This is a genomic window from Exiguobacterium sp. BMC-KP, from assembly GCF_001275385.1.
Taxonomy (GTDB): domain Bacteria; phylum Bacillota; class Bacilli; order Exiguobacteriales; family Exiguobacteriaceae; genus Exiguobacterium_A.
The window spans coordinates 1,933,032-1,955,993 of sequence record NZ_LGIW01000015.1 but is presented as its reverse complement, the minus strand read 5'-3'; the positions used below and the strand labels follow the sequence as shown (position 1 = coordinate 1,955,993).

At 47.9% G+C, this 22,962-nt stretch carries 19 protein-coding genes; 14 read left to right on the top strand and 5 right to left on the bottom strand.

All coding sequences use genetic code 11. From position 1 onward, the window contains the following. The first annotated feature begins 187 nt into the window (after nucleotides 1-187). The 13 genes from ADM98_RS15810 to ADM98_RS15750 are packed head-to-tail and all read left to right on the top strand — an operon-like array spanning nucleotide 188 to nucleotide 14,625. Complete coding sequence (locus ADM98_RS15810) at nucleotides 188-823, top strand: YveK family protein (protein ID WP_235504913.1); 636 nt, start codon at nucleotides 188-190, stop codon at nucleotides 821-823. A 21-nt stretch (nucleotides 824-844) separates the two neighbouring features. Continuing rightward, the gene (locus ADM98_RS15805) at nucleotides 845-2,710 is read left to right on the top strand and encodes a polysaccharide biosynthesis protein (RefSeq protein ID WP_053454318.1); all 1,866 of its coding nucleotides are present in this window, start codon (nucleotides 845-847) and stop codon (nucleotides 2,708-2,710) included. Between the two features lie 15 nt (nucleotides 2,711-2,725). Continuing rightward, the gene (locus tag ADM98_RS15800) at nucleotides 2,726-3,985 is read left to right on the top strand and encodes an oligosaccharide flippase family protein (RefSeq protein ID WP_053454317.1); all 1,260 of its coding nucleotides are present in this window, start codon (nucleotides 2,726-2,728) and stop codon (nucleotides 3,983-3,985) included. 12 nt (nucleotides 3,986-3,997) lie between these two features. After that, entirely contained in the window at nucleotides 3,998-5,284 is a 1,287-nt protein-coding gene (locus ADM98_RS15795; RefSeq protein ID WP_053454316.1) for a glycosyltransferase family 39 protein, read from the top strand. Next, nucleotides 5,274-6,308 (top strand): NAD-dependent epimerase, encoded by a 1,035-nt coding sequence (locus ADM98_RS15790; RefSeq protein WP_053454315.1) that lies wholly within the window; start codon nucleotides 5,274-5,276, stop codon nucleotides 6,306-6,308. Before ADM98_RS15795 ends, ADM98_RS15790 begins: the two co-directional genes overlap by 11 nt. After that, a complete protein-coding gene (locus ADM98_RS15785) occupies nucleotides 6,298-7,647 on the top strand; it encodes a phenylacetate--CoA ligase family protein (protein ID WP_053454314.1) in 1,350 nt (449 codons plus the stop codon). Before ADM98_RS15790 ends, ADM98_RS15785 begins: the two co-directional genes overlap by 11 nt. 12 nt (nucleotides 7,648-7,659) lie before the next feature. Beyond that, entirely contained in the window at nucleotides 7,660-9,003 is a 1,344-nt protein-coding gene (locus ADM98_RS15780) for a nucleotide sugar dehydrogenase (protein WP_053454313.1), read from the top strand. Beyond that, nucleotides 8,991-10,100: a glycosyltransferase family 4 protein gene (locus ADM98_RS15775; RefSeq protein WP_053454312.1), complete on the top strand. Its 1,110-nt coding sequence runs from the start codon at nucleotides 8,991-8,993 to the stop codon at nucleotides 10,098-10,100. The genes ADM98_RS15780 and ADM98_RS15775 overlap by 13 nt, the downstream gene beginning before the upstream one ends. A gap of 15 nt (nucleotides 10,101-10,115) precedes the next feature. Further along, nucleotides 10,116-10,736: a sugar transferase gene (locus ADM98_RS15770; RefSeq protein ID WP_053454311.1), complete on the top strand. Its 621-nt coding sequence runs from the start codon at nucleotides 10,116-10,118 to the stop codon at nucleotides 10,734-10,736. Further along, nucleotides 10,717-11,790: a lipid II:glycine glycyltransferase FemX gene (locus ADM98_RS15765; protein ID WP_053454310.1), complete on the top strand. Its 1,074-nt coding sequence runs from the start codon at nucleotides 10,717-10,719 to the stop codon at nucleotides 11,788-11,790. Before ADM98_RS15770 ends, ADM98_RS15765 begins: the two co-directional genes overlap by 20 nt. Next, complete coding sequence (locus ADM98_RS15760) at nucleotides 11,787-12,938, top strand: aminotransferase class I/II-fold pyridoxal phosphate-dependent enzyme (RefSeq protein ID WP_053454309.1); 1,152 nt, start codon at nucleotides 11,787-11,789, stop codon at nucleotides 12,936-12,938. The genes ADM98_RS15765 and ADM98_RS15760 overlap by 4 nt, the downstream gene beginning before the upstream one ends. Further along, nucleotides 12,935-13,705: a hypothetical protein gene (locus ADM98_RS15755; RefSeq protein ID WP_235504912.1), complete on the top strand. Its 771-nt coding sequence runs from the start codon at nucleotides 12,935-12,937 to the stop codon at nucleotides 13,703-13,705. The genes ADM98_RS15760 and ADM98_RS15755 overlap by 4 nt, the downstream gene beginning before the upstream one ends. Nucleotides 13,706-13,734: 29 nt before the next feature. Continuing rightward, nucleotides 13,735-14,625: an LCP family glycopolymer transferase gene (locus tag ADM98_RS15750; protein ID WP_053454307.1), complete on the top strand. Its 891-nt coding sequence runs from the start codon at nucleotides 13,735-13,737 to the stop codon at nucleotides 14,623-14,625. A gap of 197 nt (nucleotides 14,626-14,822) precedes the next feature. Here the strand turns inward: ADM98_RS15750 and ADM98_RS15745 are convergent, their stop codons facing one another. Both ADM98_RS15745 and ADM98_RS15740 read right to left on the bottom strand, forming a co-directional pair. Further along, nucleotides 14,823-15,428: an AmiS/UreI family transporter gene (locus tag ADM98_RS15745; RefSeq protein WP_053454306.1), complete on the bottom strand. Its 606-nt coding sequence runs from the start codon at nucleotides 15,426-15,428 to the stop codon at nucleotides 14,823-14,825. A gap of 147 nt (nucleotides 15,429-15,575) precedes the next feature. Further along, complete coding sequence (locus ADM98_RS15740) at nucleotides 15,576-16,787, bottom strand: SH3 domain-containing protein (protein ID WP_235504911.1); 1,212 nt, start codon at nucleotides 16,785-16,787, stop codon at nucleotides 15,576-15,578. A gap of 163 nt (nucleotides 16,788-16,950) precedes the next feature. On the opposite strand from ADM98_RS15740, the gene ADM98_RS15735 reads away from it, so the two are divergent. Beyond that, nucleotides 16,951-17,856 (top strand): Gfo/Idh/MocA family protein, encoded by a 906-nt coding sequence (locus ADM98_RS15735; protein ID WP_053454304.1) that lies wholly within the window; start codon nucleotides 16,951-16,953, stop codon nucleotides 17,854-17,856. A gap of 65 nt (nucleotides 17,857-17,921) precedes the next feature. On the opposite strand, the gene ADM98_RS15730 is transcribed toward ADM98_RS15735, so the two are convergent. The 3 genes from ADM98_RS15730 to ADM98_RS15720 form a co-directional block, all read right to left on the bottom strand. Then, nucleotides 17,922-18,461, bottom strand: a complete 540-nt coding sequence (locus ADM98_RS15730; RefSeq protein ID WP_053454303.1) for a hypothetical protein — start codon at nucleotides 18,459-18,461, stop codon at nucleotides 17,922-17,924. Nucleotides 18,462-18,535: 74 nt separating this feature from the next. Beyond that, nucleotides 18,536-19,219, bottom strand: a complete 684-nt coding sequence (locus ADM98_RS15725) for a zinc ribbon domain-containing protein (RefSeq protein ID WP_053454302.1) — start codon at nucleotides 19,217-19,219, stop codon at nucleotides 18,536-18,538. Nucleotides 19,220-19,375: 156 nt separating this feature from the next. Then, nucleotides 19,376-22,879, bottom strand: a complete 3,504-nt coding sequence (locus ADM98_RS15720; protein ID WP_053454301.1) for a CDP-glycerol glycerophosphotransferase family protein — start codon at nucleotides 22,877-22,879, stop codon at nucleotides 19,376-19,378. Nucleotides 22,880-22,962 lie beyond the last annotated feature (83 nt).

The window sequence follows — 22,962 nt, the reverse complement described above, 5'->3', positions numbered from 1 at the left end:
GCGTTTTTTTCGTGACATGATTTCATGCTGTGAACTAGCGTCACGCAAGCGAGATAGCTACCGAAAAAAATATAATCATTTCCACCAAGCTCTAATTGTTTTGGGAGTCGATTGGAAATAAGGTGTAGACATAACCAATGTCCATCCATTCGGTCAAGCCAGAAAGAGGTGAACAACAGTGAGCTCGATGCATCAAAGAAAAACTTTCGGAGATCATCTGACGACACTCCGACGCGGCTGGTGGCTACTCGCACTCTTCATGATTCTCTTCGCAGGTGCCGGATATGCTCTCAGCACGTATGTCATTCCGAAGACATACGAGGCGACGGCTTACATCCTCGTCGTTCCTCAAGAGAATACAGAGGCGACATCGACGCCGACACTCGTCAGTACCTATCAAGATATTCTACGAAGCCCAGAGGTCGTTGATCAGGTTGCTCAAAAAATGAACGTTACCGATAAGCGACTATTCGATTTGACGGATCGTCTAACGGTTTCAAGCAATCTAGATTCGCAAGTTATCGCCTTATCCGTCACGGATCGTTCGGCGGAGCAGGCAGCAATCCAGGCGAACACGATGACGGAAGTCTTCCAGGACTATCTACCACAACTAATCAACACGAGTAAAACGGAAGTGTTCTCGAGTGCACGGATCCCAACGAACCCCGTATCTCCGAACATTTTAATGAATACAGGTATCGGTGGTGTTCTTGGTCTGATGCTCGGACTTCTGATCGTCTATTCTCGATCGTTAAGCAAAAAGGAAGTGACACGTGAAGCGACAGACAGTTATCCGAAAGCCATTCCCCGCACCCATTCATGAGAGAGGAGAGGAGACACCGTCATGCAGCATTCCCCGCTCACCCCGTATCGTCGGCAGTTGAAGATCGGACTCCTTCGCCTGATCGACGCCGGAATCATCGCACTTGCGACCGTAGTGACGTTCTATTTCTTTAATCCACTCCATCTCACTGTCAACTTCGAGTTGCAGGATGCACTCGAAATCGCCCTCATCCAGTGGGTCGCCCTTACGTTCGTCGCACATTGGATGCGCTTCTATCAAATCATCTGGCGCTACGCAAGTCTACGTGATCTTGCCGTCTTACTCGTCGTCGTTCTTGCTAGTAGCTTCGTCTTACTCGGTCTCGAATACGCGTTGTTCGACTTTGCCGTCGAACGGGCGATCTTCTTACAGACAGGACTTGTCCTAAACGGTCTCTTATTCGTCCGCCTGTTGATTCGTGGACGTAGTTTAAGACTCGTTCCGGACCATAAGACGCTCGGAAAACGAACACTGATCATCGGTGCCGGTGCTTCCGGTCAGATGATCACAAAAGAGCTGAAGCAAAAGAAGTCGCATATCTTAAACGTCGTCGGACTCCTCGACGATTCGCTCGAACTACGCGGAATGCGGATTCATGGTGTTCCTGTCATCGGCGCGATCGATCAACTCGAATGCATCATCGAAGAGCAGAAGATCGAAGCGGTCGTCCTAGCGATTCCATCTTTACCGTATCCACAACGGGTTGAATTGCTGAACCGGATTAAGCAGACCCAAGTCGAAGCGCACACGTTACCAATGCTTGTCGAACTGGCATCTGGAAAAGTCTCCATCAAACAAATCCGTGAAGTTTCAATCGCTGACTTACTTGGTCGCGAACCCGTCGAGCTCGATATTACGGAAATCGAACGAAGTGTCCACGGGGCGACCGTCCTCGTCACCGGTGCTGGTGGTTCGATTGGTTCAGAGATTTGCCGACAGTTGATTCGTTTTCGTCCCGAACGGCTTGTTCTTCTCGGACACGGCGAAAATAGCATTTATCTGATTCGTCGAGAACTCGAGTGTCTCAGCCGGGACATCCAGTTCGAATCCGTCATCGCTGATGTGCAAGATAGTGACCGGATGCTTGAGGTCATGCGACGCTTCGAACCGGATCTCGTCTATCATGCAGCAGCCCATAAGCACGTGCCGCTGATGGAAGATAACCCGAGCGAAGCTGTCAAGAACAACATCTACGGCACACGCAACGTCGCTCGAGCAGCAGAAGCAGCTGGTGTCAAACGATTCGTCATGATCTCGACCGATAAGGCCGTCAATCCGACGAGTGTGATGGGGGCGACAAAACGAATCGCTGAGATGGTTATCCAGCAGATGGCTCGTAACAGCGAGACGACGTTCGCCGTCGTCCGGTTCGGGAACGTCCTCGGTAGCCGTGGTTCCGTCATCCCGCTCTTTAAAGAACAAATCGCGAAAGGCGGACCGATTACGATCACGGATCCCCGGATGACACGCTATTTCATGACGATCCCAGAAGCGAGCCGGCTCGTCATTCAAGCGAGTGTTCTCGCAAAAGGGGGCGAAGTGTTCGTGCTCGATATGGGCGAACCGGTCCACATCACGACACTGGCGAAGAACTTGATTCACTTGAGTGGCTTTACAGAAGAGCAAATCCCAATCGTCTATAGCGCTATTCGAAAAGGCGAAAAACTGTACGAGGAACTGCTCGCTCAAGATGAGGTCCATGACGAACTTGTCTTTGATAAAATCCTCGTCGGGAAGACACGCCCCTTCGGATCCGTCGACCCGTACTTGCGTGAGATTGCCCAAGCGCTTGGGCAGGATGAGGTCCTTCGCCAGTATTTGTTAGGAATTACGAATGAGACCGACGTCGACCCAGTCGCACCGACGATGCGGATCGCTCGTGAATAGAGAGGAGGGAGAACGATGAAAACGGCCCGACTGTCCCGCTTCAATCTCATCTTCATTGCTGATACAGCGTATTCGCTACATCAATGGATGATTTTGACGCTCTTGATCAAATGGAGTACACCGCTCAACATCGGTTACTTCAACTACGCCCTTGCCATCACCGCACCGATCGTCATGTTCTGTTGGCTGAACGCCAGTACGATCCTGACGGCAGAACGGGCTGGACTGACGAACTTCTGGCTCTTCATCAAGACCCGTTTTTCGCTTCTCTCAGCAGGCGTATTCGTGTTACTCGTTATCTATTATTTCTTCGGTGAGGCGGACATCTTACTCCTAACGTTACTCGTGTATCTCAATAAATATATGGAATCGTTCGCGGACCTCGCATACGGCTTCTTGCAAGGACACACCGCCTTCAAGGAAGTTGCTGTCTCGAAGATCTTTCGTAGTCTCTTGAATGTCTCGGGTGCAGCACTCGTCCTCTTTACGACCCATTCCATTCACGGATTCGTGCTCGCCTTGATTGCTGGGAACTTGATCATGCTACTCGTATACGACTTACCGACGATTCGCCGTGTGGGTCGTGGCTTTGACAATCAAGCGCTCGACTTACGATACCGGTCAGGCAAGGAATTATTCCTCAAAGCGATGCCACTCGGATTCGTTGCTCTCTTGATTGCCTTGAACGCGAACATTCCGCGATTGTTCGTCGGGCACGCAATCGGAACAGAAGAGCTCGGGTACTACGCTAGTATCGCCTATCTACTCGTACTCGGTAGTCTATTCATCCACTCCTTGATTGCCGTCTTGCTACCGAACTTCTCGTCTGAGACTGGTGAACGACAAAGTTTGCCAGAGTTGCGCAAGCTGACCCGATCGATGTTACTCATGACGAATATCGTCGGTATCTTGTTGATTATCGGAGCCATTTTCTTCGGAAAGTGGGGCTTGACGATTTTCTACAACGCGTCGTTCGTTCAATACCATCTGATTTTCGTCTTGATGATGGTTGCCTCACTCTTTTTCTACAATTCGACCGTCATCCAAGCACTCCTGACCGGTTTCCAACAGTTTCGGATCCAGACGATCTCAATCTTCGGTAGTGTCGTCGTCAATCTGATCGCTTGTAGCTTATTGATTCCGCTGTACGGTCTATACGGAGCAACGATTGCGTACACACTTTGCGCCGTCACTCAGATCGTTCTACTTTTACCAGCACTGTATCGGTCCTTATATCCACGGGACGTCGCTCTCGTCGTCGAACAAAGCAGCTAAGGAGGGAAGAAGATGCGACCAATCCTACTACTCATCGTGCTCGAAGCGCTCGTTTGTCAATTCGCCCGGTCGCTCTTCCCGGACACGTACGTGACCGCCTTACTGCTCCTGAACTCAGTCCTGTTTCTCTACTACCTACTTCGCCAGTCAAAGACAACACCACTCTTTCTCATCTTCATCACCGCCTTCTTCGTCCGACTGGTCTTGATGTTCATCGATCTCGAGTTGTTTCGCTTACCGCCACACAGTGGTGACGATACTGAGGCTTTTCATCTCGAAGGTGTCCAAATCTTCACCGATCCGTCGACCTTCAATGATGTCGTCCGTGGCACCTATTCCAAGTTTCTTGGGATCTTCTACCTGATGTTTGGTCCAGAACGGATACTCGCTCAGTTCTTCAACGTCATCCTCGGCGTCGTCGCCGTCGTCATCCTAGCGAAGACACTTCAACGGTTACGCTTACCAGAACGATACGTGTTCGGAGCGACACTAGTTTTCGCGTTCTTCCCACAAGGATTGTTACTCTCACCGATTCTCTTACGCGACCAAATCGTTGCACTCGGTATCGTCTATACGCTCTACTACATGGTGCGCTGGACGGAAGAGAAATCCGGATCGTATATGATTCTCGCGTATCTCGGCTACTTCGTCAGTACGATGTTCCACTCCGGTCTTGCCGTCGGAATCATCGTCTTACTCGTCTACTTCTCGTTTTACAGTCATGAGACACGACGAATGGATTTTGAACCGACCAAGGTGCAGCGACTAATCTTCCAAGTGCTCATCGTCGGCTTCATCGTCTATAGCTTCCAAGACGTCTTGTTCGCGAAGTTCACCCACGTTTCAGAAAACGGACAGTTGTTCAGCGGGATGAGTTACGATCGTGGCGGCTCGGCTTATCTAAACGGATTGACGGTAACGGGTCCAGCGGACATGATTCTCTACGCACCGATCCGAACGATTTACTTCTTATTCTCACCGTTCCCGTGGCAATGGTCGAGTGTCATGAACATCCTGATTTTCTTCCTTGACGCGATCTTCTACTTCATCGCCTGTTTTGCAATCGTCCGGTCGTTCAAATTGATCCGTCAGCACCCGTTCGGCAGCGTCCTCTTCTTCTTTTTCCTTCTCTTTGCTCTCAACGCCGTCATCTTCGGTCTTGGAACCGGCAACGTCGGAACGGCCATTCGACACCGGTATAAGTTGTTCCCGATGATACTCATCGTCTACACATCCGTCCACTACATGCGCTTACAAGCGCGCCATTACTTCGAGGAGGTCGAACACCGTGCCGAATAAAACAATCTTAATCACTGGTATCGCTGGTTTCATTGGATTTCACGCCGCACGTCGTTTCATCCGAGAGGGTTACCGAGTCATCGGACTCGATGAAGTGAATGACTATTATGACCCGACGTTAAAGGAAGCACGGCTCGCTGAACTAGGAACGAACTATACATTCTACCGGGTCTCACTCGAAGAAACAGCAGCAGTCGCGCAGATCTTCGAACAAGAATCGATTGATCTCGTTCTCCATCTCGCAGCACAAGCAGGGGTGCGTTACAGCATCGATCGACCGGATGTCTACATGACATCAAACATCGTCGGTTTTCTCTCGATTCTTGAAGCCTGTCGCCATCACCCAGTCGAACAACTGATCTACGCTTCTTCAAGTTCCGTTTACGGATCGAATACGAAAATGCCGTTCGCGACGACGGACGCCGTCGATCATCCACTCAGCCTGTACGCCGCCTCAAAGAAAGCGAACGAATTGATGGCACACACTTATAGCAGCCTCTACGGGATCAAGACGACGGGCCTTCGCTTCTTCAGTGTCTACGGTCCATGGGGACGCCCGGATATGGCACTGTTTAAGTTCACGGAAGCGATCGCAAAAGGCGAACCGATTGATCTTTATAACTACGGCGAGATGGGACGGGACTTCACTTACGTCGACGACATCATCGAAAGCATTTACCGTCTCTTCCAGACCGAACCGGAAGTCGACGCAACGTTCGACGCTTCAAAGCCCTTACCGGATCGAAGTAACGTCCCGTACCGTGTCTACAACATCGGTAGCCACAGTCCGATTCGACTCAATGAATTCGTTGCCTTGATCGAACAGCGACTTGGGAAGACAGCAATTAAAAACGGGATGCCGCTTCAACCAGGCGACGTTCCGGAAAGCTTCGCTGATGTCACTTCCTTGTTTGAGACGATCGGCTATCGACCACAGACGACGGTCGAAGCGGGGGTCAATGCATTTATCGATTGGTATGAGAGTCATTACTTGCTGAAGGAGGAAATTCAAGATGGCGCTTAAAGAGGAATTCTACTATCGCTCTCCAATCTTCATCCAAAATTGGCTGACCTCCTTATACGGTCGGAAGTTAATGCAAGAACGATACGGCCCTCTCTATGAACAGAAGATGAAGGAGCTTCGGAAGAAGGACCGGACGCAAGATTATAAAGAGGAGCAACTTGATCGTTTGAATGCCTTCCTCATTTTCGTTGCAACGCATACGCCATATTACGCGCAACTCTTTCACGAACATGATATCCAATTACCGTTCACGTCACTGGAGCAGCTAAAGACGATTCCAATCCTTGAAAAAGAAACACTTCGTCAAAACAATGATGCCTTCATGTCCCGCGTCGATGCGCCGGTTCGAGGGAGAACGGGTGGAACGAGCGGGAAGTCACTTCAAGTTGCCTTCATGCGTGATGATGTCCAGGAACGAATGGCGCATCTCGATTACTTCAAAGAACGTCATGGATTCCACGCTGGGATGCGCCGGGCGAGCTTTACTGGACGGACGCTGACCGCCGTCGATCAAAAGAAACCGATCTTCTGGCGGATGAATCGACCACTCAATCAGTTGTTACTATCGATTTTTCATATGAAAGAAGAGAACTTCCCGGCATATCTCGAAGAACTGAATCGTTTTCAACCGAGAGCGCTCGACGGAACACCGACAGCGATGGTCGAAATCGCTCGTTACATGTTGAAGCATCACATCCAGCTGGATATCCCGCTGATCGCTATCTTCCCGACATCAGAAACGGTAACAGAAGAGATGCGCTCGATTCTTGAGGAAGCATTCGGTGTCCCAGTCTTCGATCAATACGGTTCTTCGGAAGGTGCACCAATCATCTCGGAATGTAGTCATCGAAAATTACATCTCCACCATGAGACAGGCATCATCGAACCGTATGGAGAGGACGGAGAAGTCGTCGTCACCTGCTTTACGACACGCGGGACACCGCTGATTCGTTACCGGATCGGTGATCGGATGACACTCAGTGACGAGACATGTAGCTGTGGATTGAACGGACCAGTCATCGCTTCAATCGATGGACGGGGAACGAGTTACATCGTCAGCGAGAAGCGTGGCAAAGTCTTCGAAGGGGATATCACGACGATTGCTCGGGAACTTCCGAACTCCGTCTTGCGTCTCCAAGTCGAGCAGCATGCACTCAATCACGTAACACTCCGGTATATTCCAGATGCGAAACGCTTCCATCCAAAACACGAGCAGATTCTCTTAAACGAGATGCGCAAGTTGCTTGGGTCTGATATGAAAATCGTTCTGGAGCCAGTCGAACAAGTCAAACAAGAACCGAACGGAAAAACGTTGATCGTCAAACAGTCGATGAAATAGGAGGAATCCACCATGAACAAGGCAGTCAAACACATCGTAGATACGACAGCAGCCCAAACCGGTGCACTTCCCATTGCCAACCGTTCGATTGCCGTCGTCGGACTCGGATACGTCGGTCTTCCTGTCGCCGTCGCCTTTGGCGAAAAAACAGACGTCGTCGGCTTTGACATCAAGGAACAACGCGTTCAAGAACTACAAGAAGGGATCGACGCGACGCTTGAACTCAGTCCGTTCACACTGAAGAACGCAACCGTCGACTATGTCTCTGATCCAGCAGCGCTCCAAGCGAGCGACTTCATCATCATCGCCGTCCCGACACCGATCAATGCCCAGAATCAACCAGACTTAACGCCACTCTTACGGGCTTCACATCTCGTTGGTCGTCAACTCAATAAAGGCGACATCGTCGTCTATGAGTCGACAGTCTACCCAGGGGCGACAGAGGAAGATTGTATTCCGGTTCTTGAAGAAGCATCTGGATTACGTGCTGGCGTTGACTTCTTCGTCGGGTACTCACCAGAGCGCATCAACCCGGGTGACCATGAGCACACGTTTAAGACGATCAAAAAAATCGTCTCTGCCCAGGATGATCAGACGCTCGACATCGTTGCTGAAGTCTACGAAGCGGTCGTTGAAGCTGGTGTCCACCGGGCCTCGTCGATCAAGGTCGCGGAAGCGGCGAAAATCATCGAAAACACACAACGTGATCTTAACATCGCCTTGATGAACGAACTAGCAATCATCTTCGACCGGATGGACATCGATACACTCGAAGTTCTCGAAGCTGCCGGCACGAAGTGGAACTTCCTCCCGTTCCGTCCGGGTCTCGTCGGTGGGCATTGTATCGGCGTCGATCCATTCTATCTCACGATGAAAGCGGAGTCGCTCGGATACCACCCGGAAGTCATCCTCGCGGGTCGTCGGATCAACGATACGATGGGGCGCTTCATCGCAACAGCACTCGTTAAGAACTTGATTAAACAAAACATGCCGGTCCTCGGCGCTCGTGTCACGATCCTCGGTCTATCGTTCAAGGAAAATGTTAGCGATATCCGTAACTCGAAAGTCGCGAATCTCGTTCGCGAAATCGAAGAGTTCGGGATCGATGTCCAAGTGACGGATCGACTCGTCGAAAAGAGCGAAGCGAAACGCGAATACGGGATCGACTTACTCGAGATGAGCGAACTTAAACCAGCCGACGTCGTCATCTTCGCCGTCTCGCACGAAGAATACGTCGAGGGTGGCTGGAACCTTGCACAACACTTACTCAAAGTCGGACGCGGTATCGTCGTCGACATCAAAGGGATGTTACCACGAGCAGAACAGCCTGAGGGGGTCCACGTATGGCGCCTCTAAAAATTCTTCAAGTCTGTGCCCTTGATACGACGGCAGAGACGATGTTGCAGCCGCTCTTACTGGCTTTACAGAATGCTGGACACGACGTCGGCATCGCTTGTGCTGATACGGGAGCCTCAATCAAACTCGCAGCCAAAGGATTCCGAATGCACGACATCCCGATTGAGCGACGGATCGACTGGACGAGTAACTGGCGGACGATCCGAGAAATCACGCGCATCCTCAAAGAGGACGGATACGATGCCGTTCATGTTCACACACCAGTCGCTGCTGCCCTTGGACGGGTCGCAGCGAAGCGAGCAGGAACGAAGCACATCGTCTATACAGCACACGGCTTTTACTTCCACGAGAAGATGGGGCGGGTGACGTATCAACTGACGTATTCCGTCGAGAAGTGGCTGGCACGTTTCGCAACCGATTATTTACTCCTCCAAAGTGAAGAAGATTATCAGCTCGCTCAGCGGAAACGCTTCAAAGCGAATACCCGCTTGATGCACCTTGGAAATGGGATCGACTTAACGCGCTTTTATCCACGGCCGCGCGAAGCAGGCGCACCGTTTACCTTCTTATTCATTGGTCGGATCGTCGAAGAAAAGGGGATTCTCGAACTCCTCGAGGCGTTCGAAGATGTTGTCTACCGTCACCCGGAAGCGCGACTCGTCATCGCGGGTGAGATGATGGCAAGCGAACGGGATCAGACGACAAAACATCTCTTCTTACGGCGGATTCGCGAGATCCCGAACGTCGACTATCTTGGATTCGTCGAAGACGTACCGAACTTGTTCCAACAAGTCGATGCTTTCGTCTTACCGTCGCATCGCGAAGGGGTACCACGTTCGATCATCGAAGCAATGGCGAGTGCAAAACCCGTCATTGCAACAAACATCCGGGGCTGCCGCGAAGAGGTCGTTGAGGGGAAGACGGGTTACCTCGTCGAAGTCCGCGACATCGCGAAACTTGCCAAACGGATGAATACACTTGTCGAACAACCTGACCGTGCCAACGAGATGGGACGGAACGGATTTGACCGTGCTATGAAACATTTCAACGAAGCCGACGTCATCAAACGACAACTTGATCTCTTTTCAGCTATGTAAAAGGAGGACGTCATCATGAAACGCACATTTGACTTCACGGTTAGTCTCATTGCCATCCTCATCCTAATTCCTGTTTACGTCGTCGTCGCCTTATTCATCTATACGAAACTCGGACGACCGATCTTCTTCAACCAAGTCCGTCCTGGCTATAAGGGGGAGCTGTTCAAAATCTATAAGTTCCGCACGATGACGAACGAAACAGATGCCGAAGGACAACTCCTTCCCGATGCTGACCGGATTCCAGCATCGCTCGAGTGGATTCGTCGCTTGAGTCTCGATGAGATTCCACAGTTCGTCAATATCCTTCGTGGACAGATGAGTTTTGTCGGACCGCGTCCGTTACTTGTCAGCTACTTGGACCACTATACGAAGGAGCAGATGACACGCCACGACGTCTTACCTGGTCTAACTGGCTGGGCGCAAATTCACGGTCGGAACGCAACGACGTGGCAACAACGTCTCGAGCAAGATCAATGGTACGCCGCACATCATACATTCCGAATCGATCTTTATATCTTGTTCAAGACGTTCAAAATGGTCATCTCGTCAGAAGGGAACTCGACAGCTCACCAGACTGGCATGGGTGAGTTCAAGGGTCTCGACGGAGGTGTTCCCCATGATGTCGCTAAGCGATGAACGGTTGATTCGGGATCCACGCGAATGGGATGCACTCGTTGCAACCTACCAGCTCGATTGTTACTACGAATATGCTTACTTCGAACTTGCAAAAGAGCCTGATGAGATTCCTGAACTCTTTTATTATCCGACAGAGTTCGGTACGTTGATCTATCCGTACTTGCGGCGACGGGTTCCAGGAACACTTTTTGAAGACATTACGACACCATACGGATACGGTGGTCCTTATTTCACAGGCATCTGGTCACTTGATCAAGTTCGCGAAGCGCGGGAGCGATTTGAACAGTACTGCAACGAAACAGGGATCGTCACTGAGACGGTTCGCTTTCATCCACTTTTGCACAATCAAGAGCTCGGACAATACTGGTGTCATCAAACGAATATTCTACAGCCGACCGTGACACTCGAACTGACCGATCCGTTCGAGACGATCGAAGGTGGATTTTCACAAATGACACGTCGCAACATCCGGAAGGCGCGGCGCGAAGGTGTCACGATTCGCCTTGGGCGTCCGGAAGAATATCGCGACTTCGCACGTCTCTATCAGATGACAATGGATAAACATCATGCCGATGCGCGGTATTACTTTGATCAGATCTACTTCGACTATTTCGCAGAAGGGCAGATCAAAAATGTCCTCTTGCTTGCCGAACAAGACGGACACATCATCGCTGGCTGTATCGTACTGACGGGTCGACAATTCGCGCATTATCATCTCGGTGCTTCGGATCCAGCATACTTGTCTCTTCGCCCGAATCATCTGTTATTCGCGGAGATGATTCGCTGGGCGAAACAAGCTGGTTTTCAAGCCCTCCATCTCGGTGGAGGAACGACACGATCCGACGAGGATAGCTTACTCGCCTACAAACGTTCTTTCGGTGAAGCGAATCTGACGTTCTTCGGACTCGGAACATCGATTCTTGATGCGACGATCTACGAACGACTTACGCGACAATTCGAACGACAACATCCAGAAGTCGAAACAGGTCAATGGTTTCCGCTCTACCGAACGCCAATCCGTCATCTGTCACCTCGAAGGGAGGAAACATCATGAAACACATCCCGCTCTCCATCCCGCACTTAAGTGGTCAAGAAGCACGTTACGTTACCGAAGCACTCGAGACGAACTGGGTCGCACCACTTGGACCGAACGTCGATGCCTTCGAACGCGATATGCTGACCTATACAGGAGCTAGCGCCACACTTGCGACAAGCAGTGGCACGGCAGCGATTCACTTGGCACTCGCGACACTGGGTGTCACTGCCGGAGATGACGTCTTCTGTCAGTCCTTGACGTTCATCGCTTCGACGAATCCGATCCGCTACGTTGGAGCGCAGCCGGTGTTGATCGATTCGGAAGAAGAGACGTGGAACATGTCACCCGTTGCACTCCGTCGGGCGTTGTTGCAGGCAGCAACACGAGGAAGACTTCCGAAAGCGGTCATCGTCGTTCATCTTTACGGCGTCGCAGCACAAATCGAGGAAATCGCCGCTTTATGTGAAGAGTACGATGTTCCGTTGATCGAGGATGCAGCAGAATCGCTCGGGACCCGTGTCAATGGACGGATGACAGGGACGTTTGGGACGTTCGGGATTTATTCATTCAATGGCAACAAAATCATCACGACGTCAGGTGGCGGGATGCTTGTCGCAAATGATCCCGCTTTGATTGAACGTGCCTTTTATCTTGGAACACAAGCGCGCCAACCAGTCTTGCATTATGAGCATACGGAAGTCGGCTACAATTACCGGATGAGTAATGTCGCTGCTGGCATCGGACGGGGACAACTTGAAGTTCTCGATCAACGCGTCGACGCACGGCGAAAGATTTTTAATCGCTACGACCGTGCCTTTGCACCGCAATCGGTCACGTCACAAGTCGAGCAGCCTGGAACATTCGCTAACCGCTGGCTTAGTGCCTTTCTCTTACCGGGTGGTCAAGCGCAACGCGATGCGATGATTCAGACACTGCAACAAGTGAACGCGGAATCCCGCCCGGTCTGGAAGCCGATGCACTTGCAGCCTGTTTACCGAGACGTACCATTCGTTACAGCAGAAGGAATGGATGTCAGCCGTCACTTGTTTGAAGACGGTATCTGCCTTCCGTCTGCTTCACAAATGACGTTCACCGAACAAGCCGTCGTCATCCGAAACGTTCGTCAAGCCTTGCAGACGACCGTACGCCGGAACGTCCAGTCATGAATATATGGGAAGGGGACATCGTCATGCGCGATATGGAGGAAGCGATCCACGCACTCCGTCTCGCTGCGAACGGGAAGAATGAATTGACGGCCAATACCTATTTCCGCTGGCAACTGAATACTACGCATCCAAGCGTTGCGGAAATCCTGATGCTATTTGGATCGTGGCAAATCGCCTTGGAACGAGCTGGCATCGGACATGCCCGCTTGACGTTCACGAAATCGGAAATCATCGACGCTTTGCGTCAGGCACGAGAGGAACTCGATCCTTTCACGAGCGCGACGTACCGCGAATGGGCTCAGCGAAAGCAAGCACCTAGCCTGACGGATATCGTCCATCAATTCAACTCGTGGCAGCAAGCATTGTCAGAAGCAGATATCTTGAAGGAACGCGTACAGGAAATGGAACAACGGATCATCGAGTCGTTACTTGAAGCGCAAGGTGCCTTGCCGGTCTTGACGAGCCAGACCTACACGAAGTGGGCGGCTGGTCAAAATCGCCCAACCGTCGCAACGATTGCGCGCCGGTACGGCTCTTGGTCAAATGCACTGGAAATCATCGGCATCGAATTCCCACGAAAACGCTGGCGGGAAGAGGAGGTACTTGATGTACTCGCCGAAGCCGCGCGAGAAACAGAACATCTGACAATCGCGAGTTACCAACGATTCAGTATCGGCCGTGATACACCAAGTATCGGCGTCATTACCGCGTTGTTCGGTAGCTGGCGCAATGCCTTGCTTGTACTCGAAGCACAACGACCGTCTTGAATTCAAACCGAAGAAAAGGAGAATGGATGATGAAGAAGTGGAAATGGATTGTATTGACACTAACGGGGATATGCCTGCTCCTTCTCTTCGGTTCAGGCGGATACGTCTATCAAAAAGCGAGTCAGACGATGAAAGAAGTCCAAGTGCCAGTCAAGGCGAGTGTCGAGACAGAGAAAGCCGTCGAACAGAAAAAAGGACTCTCGTTTCTTTTACTGGGCGTTGACCAACGAAAAAACGAGACAGGACGTAGTGATACGATCATCGTCGTGACGATTGATCCGAAGACGAATAAAAGTCAGATGATCAGTATTCCGCGTGATTTAAAGACGGAAATCATCGGTAATGGATCGAATGATAAAATCAATCATGCCTATGCTTTTGGTGGTCCACAGATGGCACTTGATACGGTGAGTCATCTGCTCGATATCCGAATCGATTACTTCGCAGAAATTAATTTAGCAGGCTTTACAGATCTCGTGAATGCGGTCGATGGCGTTACCGTCAAGAACGATATCAACTTTTCGTACTATGAAATGCAATTCCCAAAAGGAGAACTGTCGCTGAATGGGAAGGAAGCACTCGCGTATGCCCGGATGCGACATGATGATCCACGAGGTGATTTCGGACGACAAATTCGCCAACGTCAAGTGGTTCAGGCAGTCGCCGATAAGATGACAGAGGACTTCTCGATTCGTCGTTTCAACTCGGTCCTTGATGCACTCGGTAAAAACGTCAAGACGAACGTACCGTTTTCTGTCGTGCGGACTGTCGCGACGGATTACCGGGATGCCCTACGAAACGTCGAGACGTTGTCATTAGACGGAAAAGGTGGTATCGAGTCAGACGGAATCTATTACTGGCATCCGACGGACAAGTCGTTGAAAGATGTGCAAACGCGTCTGCAGGAAGCACTGAAATGATTTGAATGGAGAGAATAAAGATATTAGGTCTGATTTATAACGAAACGAACGCTACCATCATCCGCACTTTCTTTTCCTGTAGAAGTTGCGTATGAATTGTAGCGTTCTGCATTCATTGAACGAAAAGAGGTCCGTTTCCCAGGATATATTCGGGAAAGGACCTCTTTTTATGTTAGTGATTTGATGCGATGTATCTATTACGATGAACGAATCGTCCGAAGCATCGAAAATTTCATCATCGTATAAAGGAAATAGATAGTAGTCAAAGCGGCAGCACCGCTCCATAACCACTGGTATGCCGAACTAAAGTAGCCGAACCGAAGACCGATCAGTGCCGGGACGATCAATGTCAACCAACTCAAGACGAGTGCAACGCGTGCAGTGATCGCATCAATTGGTCGATTCAATCCCATTCCGAGGAAAAACAGGCTCCAGAGCAATGCCCAGAACAACCAGGTCACGCCACCGATGATGTCATTCGTCGTGAAGCTGACGAAGGCATAAAACAACGCAGCAATCGCGACGAACAAGGAAAACCAACCGACTCCGCTTCCGTCAAGATTAAATAAGAACGTGATCCCGACATAGACGTACGTAAAAGCAAACAGATAAATGCTTGCGTAACCGAACGTCAGCGCCGGGTCTCCCGCCGCACCGATGACGAGATACGTTGCGATAAACGTCTGCAACAAACCGGTGATAAGACTGAAGACACCTGCACTGCGAAGATCGACTTTTCCGAACAAGGTCAAACTATTTAAAAAGAGCGCGACGCCCCCGAATAATAAGCTTACATTTCCCACGTAAAAACTCTCCTTCATTAAGACGTCAGACGTCTGATTCTAAAGTTAACTCTAAGATGAATTCGTTTTCAGCGCAAGTACAATTTTAGAGGAAAATGAAAAACAACCTGACTCCCGCGATTGGGAATCAGGTTGCTGATTGAGCGATCATTGGTTCAGGACAGAACGGAGGGTGGTTTCCGTTTGAGTAGGAGTACCTTTTAGTGTGACTAATCCATAACGGACATTTCCTTTTTTAAGGAAAAAGACGCGTGTATTGTTCGCTTCAGGAGTATATCCTGTTTTGCTCGCATAAATACGGGATTCTTTAGGTAAGGTTTTGTCTGTATGATACCACTTCAGTGTACGGGCATACGGTCCTTTAATGTTTGCTTTATATGATTTTCGACCACTGACTGTAATTAGATAGCTATAATTTGCATACGTATTCGCGAGTTTTTGCATATCAGCAGCTGTCGTATAATGATTCCATTCATGAAAACCATGTGAATTAGAAAAATGACTTGCTGTCATGCCGAGTGCTTGAGCGCGACCATTCATTAACGCCACAAACTTAGATTCAGAGCCTGCGGTCCGAACGGCAATCGCTTTAGCGGCATCATTACCGGAGCGAATCAACATCCCATTCAAGAGTTGTCGCATCGTAACACGATCTCCTGAACGTAAGCTAGCGACACTGCTACCATATGGTACAGCGATCATCGGATACGTAAGGGTGAACGGTTGATCCAATGTTCCGTTTCGTGCGGCCACTTCGTAAGCAACGATGGCGGTCAATAACTTCGTCGTACTTGCTGGGTAGCGTCGTACGTTACTCTGTTTCGTTGTGATATAGGAAGCAGAACCTAGTTGGAAATAACGTAAAGAGCCGACAGGATATTTACTAGCGGCTGTCTTTTTTCGAACGACTTGATTCGAAACGTATCGTGTTTTTCCTCCGTCTTTAATCTTGTACCATCCTTTGGAATACGAGACTGCTTGAAGTACGGCTTTGTAAGCAGCGCGTCGAACAATCGTCTTACTCGAGGATGTACTTGGTTTAGAGCGAATGTTCGCTCCAGACTTAGAGGTGACGATGAGTGAATATGTACTTGATCCGGTCACTTTTTTTGCGACTTGATTGGATAAATAACGGTAGATTCCACCATCTTTGATCTTGTACCAACCATTTGAATACGATACCGCTGTGAATTTCGATTGATAAGCAGCAAGTCGAACGATGGTCGCTGAGGAACTGGTGCTTGGCTTAGAACGGATATTGCCTCCAGATTTAGAAGAGACGACTACTTGATAACTGGCGGCTTGCGCTGGTAAAGCAGGTAGACAAAGTGTAAACAGGATCAGGAGTATCAGACTCATTCGAAAAAATGGTTTCATAAAAAATCATTCCCTCCTTTTTGAAAATATAGCTTCATCATAAAGCAAAAAAAGGAAATTCACTTGTTTTCAAAAAAATCAATGTATTCGACTAAAATAGTTGTTAAGAGGGAATAATTCATCAGATGAATGGAGGAGATTATGAATGAAGTTAGCTGTAGTAGGTATAGGAGACATCGCGCAAAAAGCTTACTTACCTGTGTATGCCGCAAGAGAAGATGTAGAAATCTATTTAATTTCGCGGGAAGAAGAGAAAGCAAAGAAGTGGCAAGATATCTATCGTTTTGCTGGGACATTCCCGACTTTAGAAGAAGCGTTATCAAACGGAATGGATGCTGTCATGATTCATTCAGCGACGAAAGTCCATGCAGCACAAGCGAAACAATCGCTCGAAGCCGGAGTGCCTGTGTTCGTCGATAAGCCGATTTCGATGAATATTGAAGAAATTCGAGAACTGGTCCAGCTAGCTGAGGAGAAGGAGATCCACTTCATTACAGGGTTCAACCGTCGATTCGCCTCTGCGCATCGTCGGCTGCTAGAAGTTGAATCCCCTAACTTGATCATCATGCAAAAGAATCGAACGCCTTCCGTTGAGGAGGCACAACCTTTTTTGTTCGATGATTTTATTCATGTTGCTGATACGCTTCGATATTTGACCGGATGTGGAGAAATTGAAAATCTGCATGTCAGAAGTAAACAAGATACGAACGGTCTGCATCACGTAACTATTCAATTCGAATCGAATGGAATTACTGCGATTGGAGTAATGAATCGGAATAATGGTGTGACGGAAGAACGAGTAGAAGTGATGGGACCGTATGAAAAACGCATCGCTACGGATGTAACGATGCACGAACGACGAACGAATGAAGGGACGCTTTTCTATCCGCTTGATAATTGGGAGTCGACGCTTAAAAGAAGAGGATTCATTGAGTTGGTTGATGCATTCTTGAAAACGATAGCAGGCGAACAATCCCCATCCGTCACGGCTTCAGATAGCTTAGAAACACATGAACTCTGTCATCGTGTGTATCAACAGCTACTGAGCTGACTGAAAGCCCTAGACTTTCGCTACGTAAGTAGCCTGCTCTTCTTGTGAAATCATCATAGAAATCATTAAATCGTAATCTGGTCGAGTTGGTATGTTTGTTTTCCGCCGGGACCTTCGAATGTCAAACGAAGTGTCGAGCGAACGAATCGGTAAGTGACACTTCCTTCTGAAAACGGAAGTCGAGCTGAAAAATCAGGTTCGAACCGAATGACTTCTGTGTCGTCACGATATGATCCAGCTGTTCCGAAATGATCAAATTGAAGTGACGCGACGAAAGTATCGCGTGAATCAAACGAGACGTGGATACGTCCGCTCCCTTCAAATGGTTCGTTTTCAAAAGTGCTCCGTTCTACTTCGTATGTTCCTTCGAGTTGATGGGCTTGTTTAATTTTCTCTTGAACGGTATGTTTCATCAGCTGCGCACGTTTACGAATGGGATGATCCGGTGTTAAGTCGAACTGCTCGATTTCACGAGCGGTTCGTACTACTTCATTGAAATGATAGCTAGCGAATTGCTGCTCGAGCTCCACCATCATTTGAGCAGCTTGAACATCTTGTTCATCGTCCGCGCGCTCGACGACTTGTGTGTAAGTAGCGTTTTCCATTTCCGTTCGAACGTTAGAAGGGTTCTCCATGCAACCAGATAAGATCACACAGAAGAGAATAATCCAAGTATATTTCATGCCTTTACCTCGGTTCGTGTAATTTGTGTAATTTGAAGATGATCTGTATGCAATTGAATACGATATTTTACGTGATATGTGACAAAAAGTGATTCATTTTCTTGTGTCGTTTGGTACGTTTCTAATGTACGTAAGTCATAGAGGGATCCATTGGATGAAAAATCATGGAATTCCACCGTATGAACGCGAGGAGGTAAGGTGGCATCTGCTTTTTTTCGTAGAGCGGATAATGATTGAAGTTCGGATTCGAACACGCGAGAAGACATATATTGAATGGAAGCAAAGGTCTCGATCGAATCATAACGTTTTGAAAATGTAATAAGTTCAGGGACAGTTGATGTATACTGACGGACGAAACGCAACACGTCATAAGATGTAGGTGGCGCATGCTTCGAATAGGTCTGGTTATATGCAATTTGTTCATCTGACCATTCAGAAAGGCTCCATTTTTCGATCGGAGTAGATACGACTTCTGAAGAAGAGGCGTCTTTCGTCACGTACCAAAATACACTCGACGTCACCAAAACGAAGATGGCGATCAGACATAACAGTAATGGACGAGATGAGGATGAAGACGGTTCAGTTTCAGGACGCTTACGTGCGATGACTGGATGCTGGCAATAAGAACAAACGTCATCCTCGTAGCGTAGCGGTGTTCCACAAAGCGAACAACGTTCCATAAGACAAGTCCTCCTAACCGTTTGAAATTCAATTTCTTATTGTTATCTTATTTCTTGAAATCATTTCCATCTTATCATTAATTGAAAACGTAATCAAAGTATGAAAAAAGAACCCATTCGATATTGCGTCGAATGGGTTCTTTTCTATTGCGTGCATTAAATCTTTTGTGGATATGTGACATATACACCTTCCGTCGTTTCTGCTGTTTCGAGCGGCGATTCGTCTAAAAAGTAAGTACGGACGACTCGATTGGCTGCATGTCCATCTTCTTTCGCACAGAACGTCTCTCGAAATTGATCGAGTTTTGCTTGATAGTCCGTCGACCAAGACGAAATCGTTGCTAATGCCTCGTAAAAGGATTGTTCGTCTTCAATGATTGGACCTGGTAAGTCCTTTTGATAGTTCAGATAGAAGCCGCGTAGTGTATCACGATAGAGTTCTAAGTCATATGCATAGAACAAGATCGGACGATTGAGGTTAGCAAAATCAAAAAAGACGGACGAGTAGTCAGTAATCAATAAATCCGTTAACAAATAGAGTTCTTGAATGTCAGGATAGCTAGTGACATCAATGAATTGTTCGCGATACTCACTTGGAATATTAGGCTTTTTCGTGACAAGTACATGGGTCCGAATCAAGAAGACGTAGTCGTCGCCGAATGCTTCCGCTACACGACTGAACTCGAATGGATAATCAAAGTAGAACTTTCCGTTTCCTAAGGCATGATGATCGCGGAACGTAGGAGCATACAAAATGACCTTTTTATCCGAAGCAATATTTAATTGTGCTCGTAAGTCCTTTATTTTTTTAGTGGTATCTGTAAAGAACAAATCGTTGCGCGGATATCCAGATTCGAGAATCGATCCTTCATACTGAAAAGCACTCTTAAAAATGGACGTTGCATAACTACTTGGTGAGAGAAGAACGCTCCATTGCTGAATGGAACGCGTGACACGTTCAACGTATCCGGCGTCCCGACCATGAATCTCATCTAGATCGAATAACATTTTTTTCAACGGCGTTCCGTGCCAGGTTTGAATATAGGTTGTCTCCGGGCGGCGAGTGATGTAATGGGGGAAGTTTTGATTGTTCACCCAATACTTAGCTGTCGCCAAATGATAAAAATAGCTTGGAGACAAGCGTTTGATGACATTGACGTGATCATCTCCAAGATAAAGGCGTTTATTATGAACCCAAATGACTTGATGGGTACCACCGAGGCGGCGTAACTCCTCATAAATGTAACGAGGACTGTCACCGTATTGTTTCCCAAGACCACTTTCGAATACGATTTTGTTGTCTTGTACTGGAAGTATCTTCATCAAACGATAGCCGATCTTCATCGTTGGGAAATAGAAGCGGCTTCGACGGAAGAGTCGGAATAAGACGAGGGAGGATTCTTTAGTTTGAACCATTTCCCAAAAATGACGCTGTTGTTTATAGTCAAGAATCGTCTGATAAATATCTTCTGAGTAGGAGTGTTCTGTCGGTTTCAAGAAGACTGCGGCACGCTCCTTGTAAGAAGGGAGCATTTTGAAATCCCGCTTAGCCGTTGCTTCTAAATCAGTTAATAACTCATCTACAGTAGTCGAGATGGTACCTGGGAGTTCCTTCGCTAAATCAAGATGGGAACCGACGGGACCGATGAATCTCCTCGCATCAAATTGGAAGTAATGAACCGGTCGACCTAAGAAACTGAAATCAAAGGCAACACTCGAATAGTCTGTAAGAAGTAGTAAACTCTCTTTTAACAAACTTTGGACATCTCGTTCACCTTGATGAATAACGGTGACGGGGAACTGTTCAAAGTGACTTGCATACTGTTGCATATTTGGATGTAAACAGAATAGAATCTCTAACTCATGTTTATGTGCGAGTTCGTGTAGACGCGGATGTTCTAAAAGTGCCGAGTACTGAGCAAAATATTCAGATTCTAAAAACTGGATAGGTGTTTGCAACCAAGAACGCCATGTCGGAATGATTAAAATTTGCCGTTTGACAGGCGTATCACCATTCAACAACGTATCAAAACGCGAGAGTCCTGTAATACGGATTTCGTCTTGACGATAGTCCATGTCTTGCATGACTAATCGACGTTCCCGCTCAGAGCTGACTAAAAATAGATCCGTTTCAAACGATAACGCATATTTACCGTATTGATTCTCCATATTCTTCGCACCCAGTACACCGTGTTGAATGAAGATGCGATCCGCCTTCATTTTTTTCTTGAATCGTGGTGAACGGAGTGGGTAGAGATAGTCTGCATGATGTGTCCCGATGAATTTACTTGCCATGAATGAATGATAGATATGCTCTTTTGAGCGAAACGGTAAGGTATTTCCGAGAACAGCGACCTTCTCATACTCGGGAGAATTCGGATCAATCACGTAGTACGCAGGATGATCTGAATGATGCTCGCGCATGAAGCGGAAAAAGTGATAGCCGTTATCCTGTGCCTTATAAGGTCTTTCTCCAATCAACCATGTATTTCGATCAGAAAAGAGTCGATAGATCGGGGCATACGTCATCATATGCTCGAGATAGCGATAGTTTTCATTCGTGAAGGCACTTAATTCAAAAGAAAGATTCCGGTGTCCGACGGTGAAATAAGGGGTAACATGCATCGTATGCGTTTCATCGCGTCCCGTTATTTCCGTTGTTAAGTGGCGAGTGATGTAGCGGGCTCTGCCGAGTCGAACGAGACGAGGCGTCAGGCGGTGTTCATATGTCAGTTCCATAAAGCTATCATAAATTCCCTCGTGTAATCGTTTCTCGGATTGTAGGACTGACCAATCAATCTGCGTACGATACGTATAGCGATATAGACCAAAACGACGTTGACTCGCCTCTTGATCGTAAAACCAATCGACAGGCAGGAAGATACGTTCACCTGTTTCTCGATGGACGAGGATGAGCTGTCCTTTTTTTAAAAAGGAATGACGTGAAAAAAGTTTCCCTTCGATCTGTGTTTCGTGCTTTCTTTTCTTATCGATTCGATCAATCTGAAGTCGTGTTTTTATGATAGGTTCTTTATTAAGTAACAATCGAATATTGCCTTTTAAGTCCTGGTAGATAAAGATACGATGTTGCTTCGCTTCATCAAAAAGAGGCGAGAGTGGTGAAGGAATAGTAGTACGTAAGAAACGACCTAATGTAATTTCTCGTACATACGACTCATTAGTAATGACCGATCGTGAAGGAAGACCGTTTTCTTTCCACTTTTCAATCGTCTCCGGTGGAATGACCGAAAGCGGTTTACGGTATTTTAAGAATAAGGAAAATCGTGCGCTAGGTAGTAGTGTCTCAGATGTAAGGGATTGTTCTTCGGATGGGTCTTCTTCTGGATGAGCATCTTGATGAAGGGATAGGTGATTAATTAATACCTGGATATGCGATGGATTGAAGTCAAACTGGAAAAAAGTCGAAGACGCATGATAATTCATGAGTTCGCAAACTAAAAGTTGATTCTGATCATAAATACAAAGCGACTCGACGACTAAATCTGGATCGGTCAAATGACCGGCAACGGATAACGTATGATCGTCAGAAGTAAGCGTAAGTTGTTGTTTACTCGTCTTACGCTTTTTAGAAGAAGAACGTTTCGGTAAAATGATTTTTCCGGCACGCGCCATTCTCAAAAGCATATGGGACACATTCATGATAAAACCTCCTAAGATACGAAAAGAAGTTAATAGCATTTTAGACACACAATAACATACCATAAAAGGGAATGTAAGTGGTT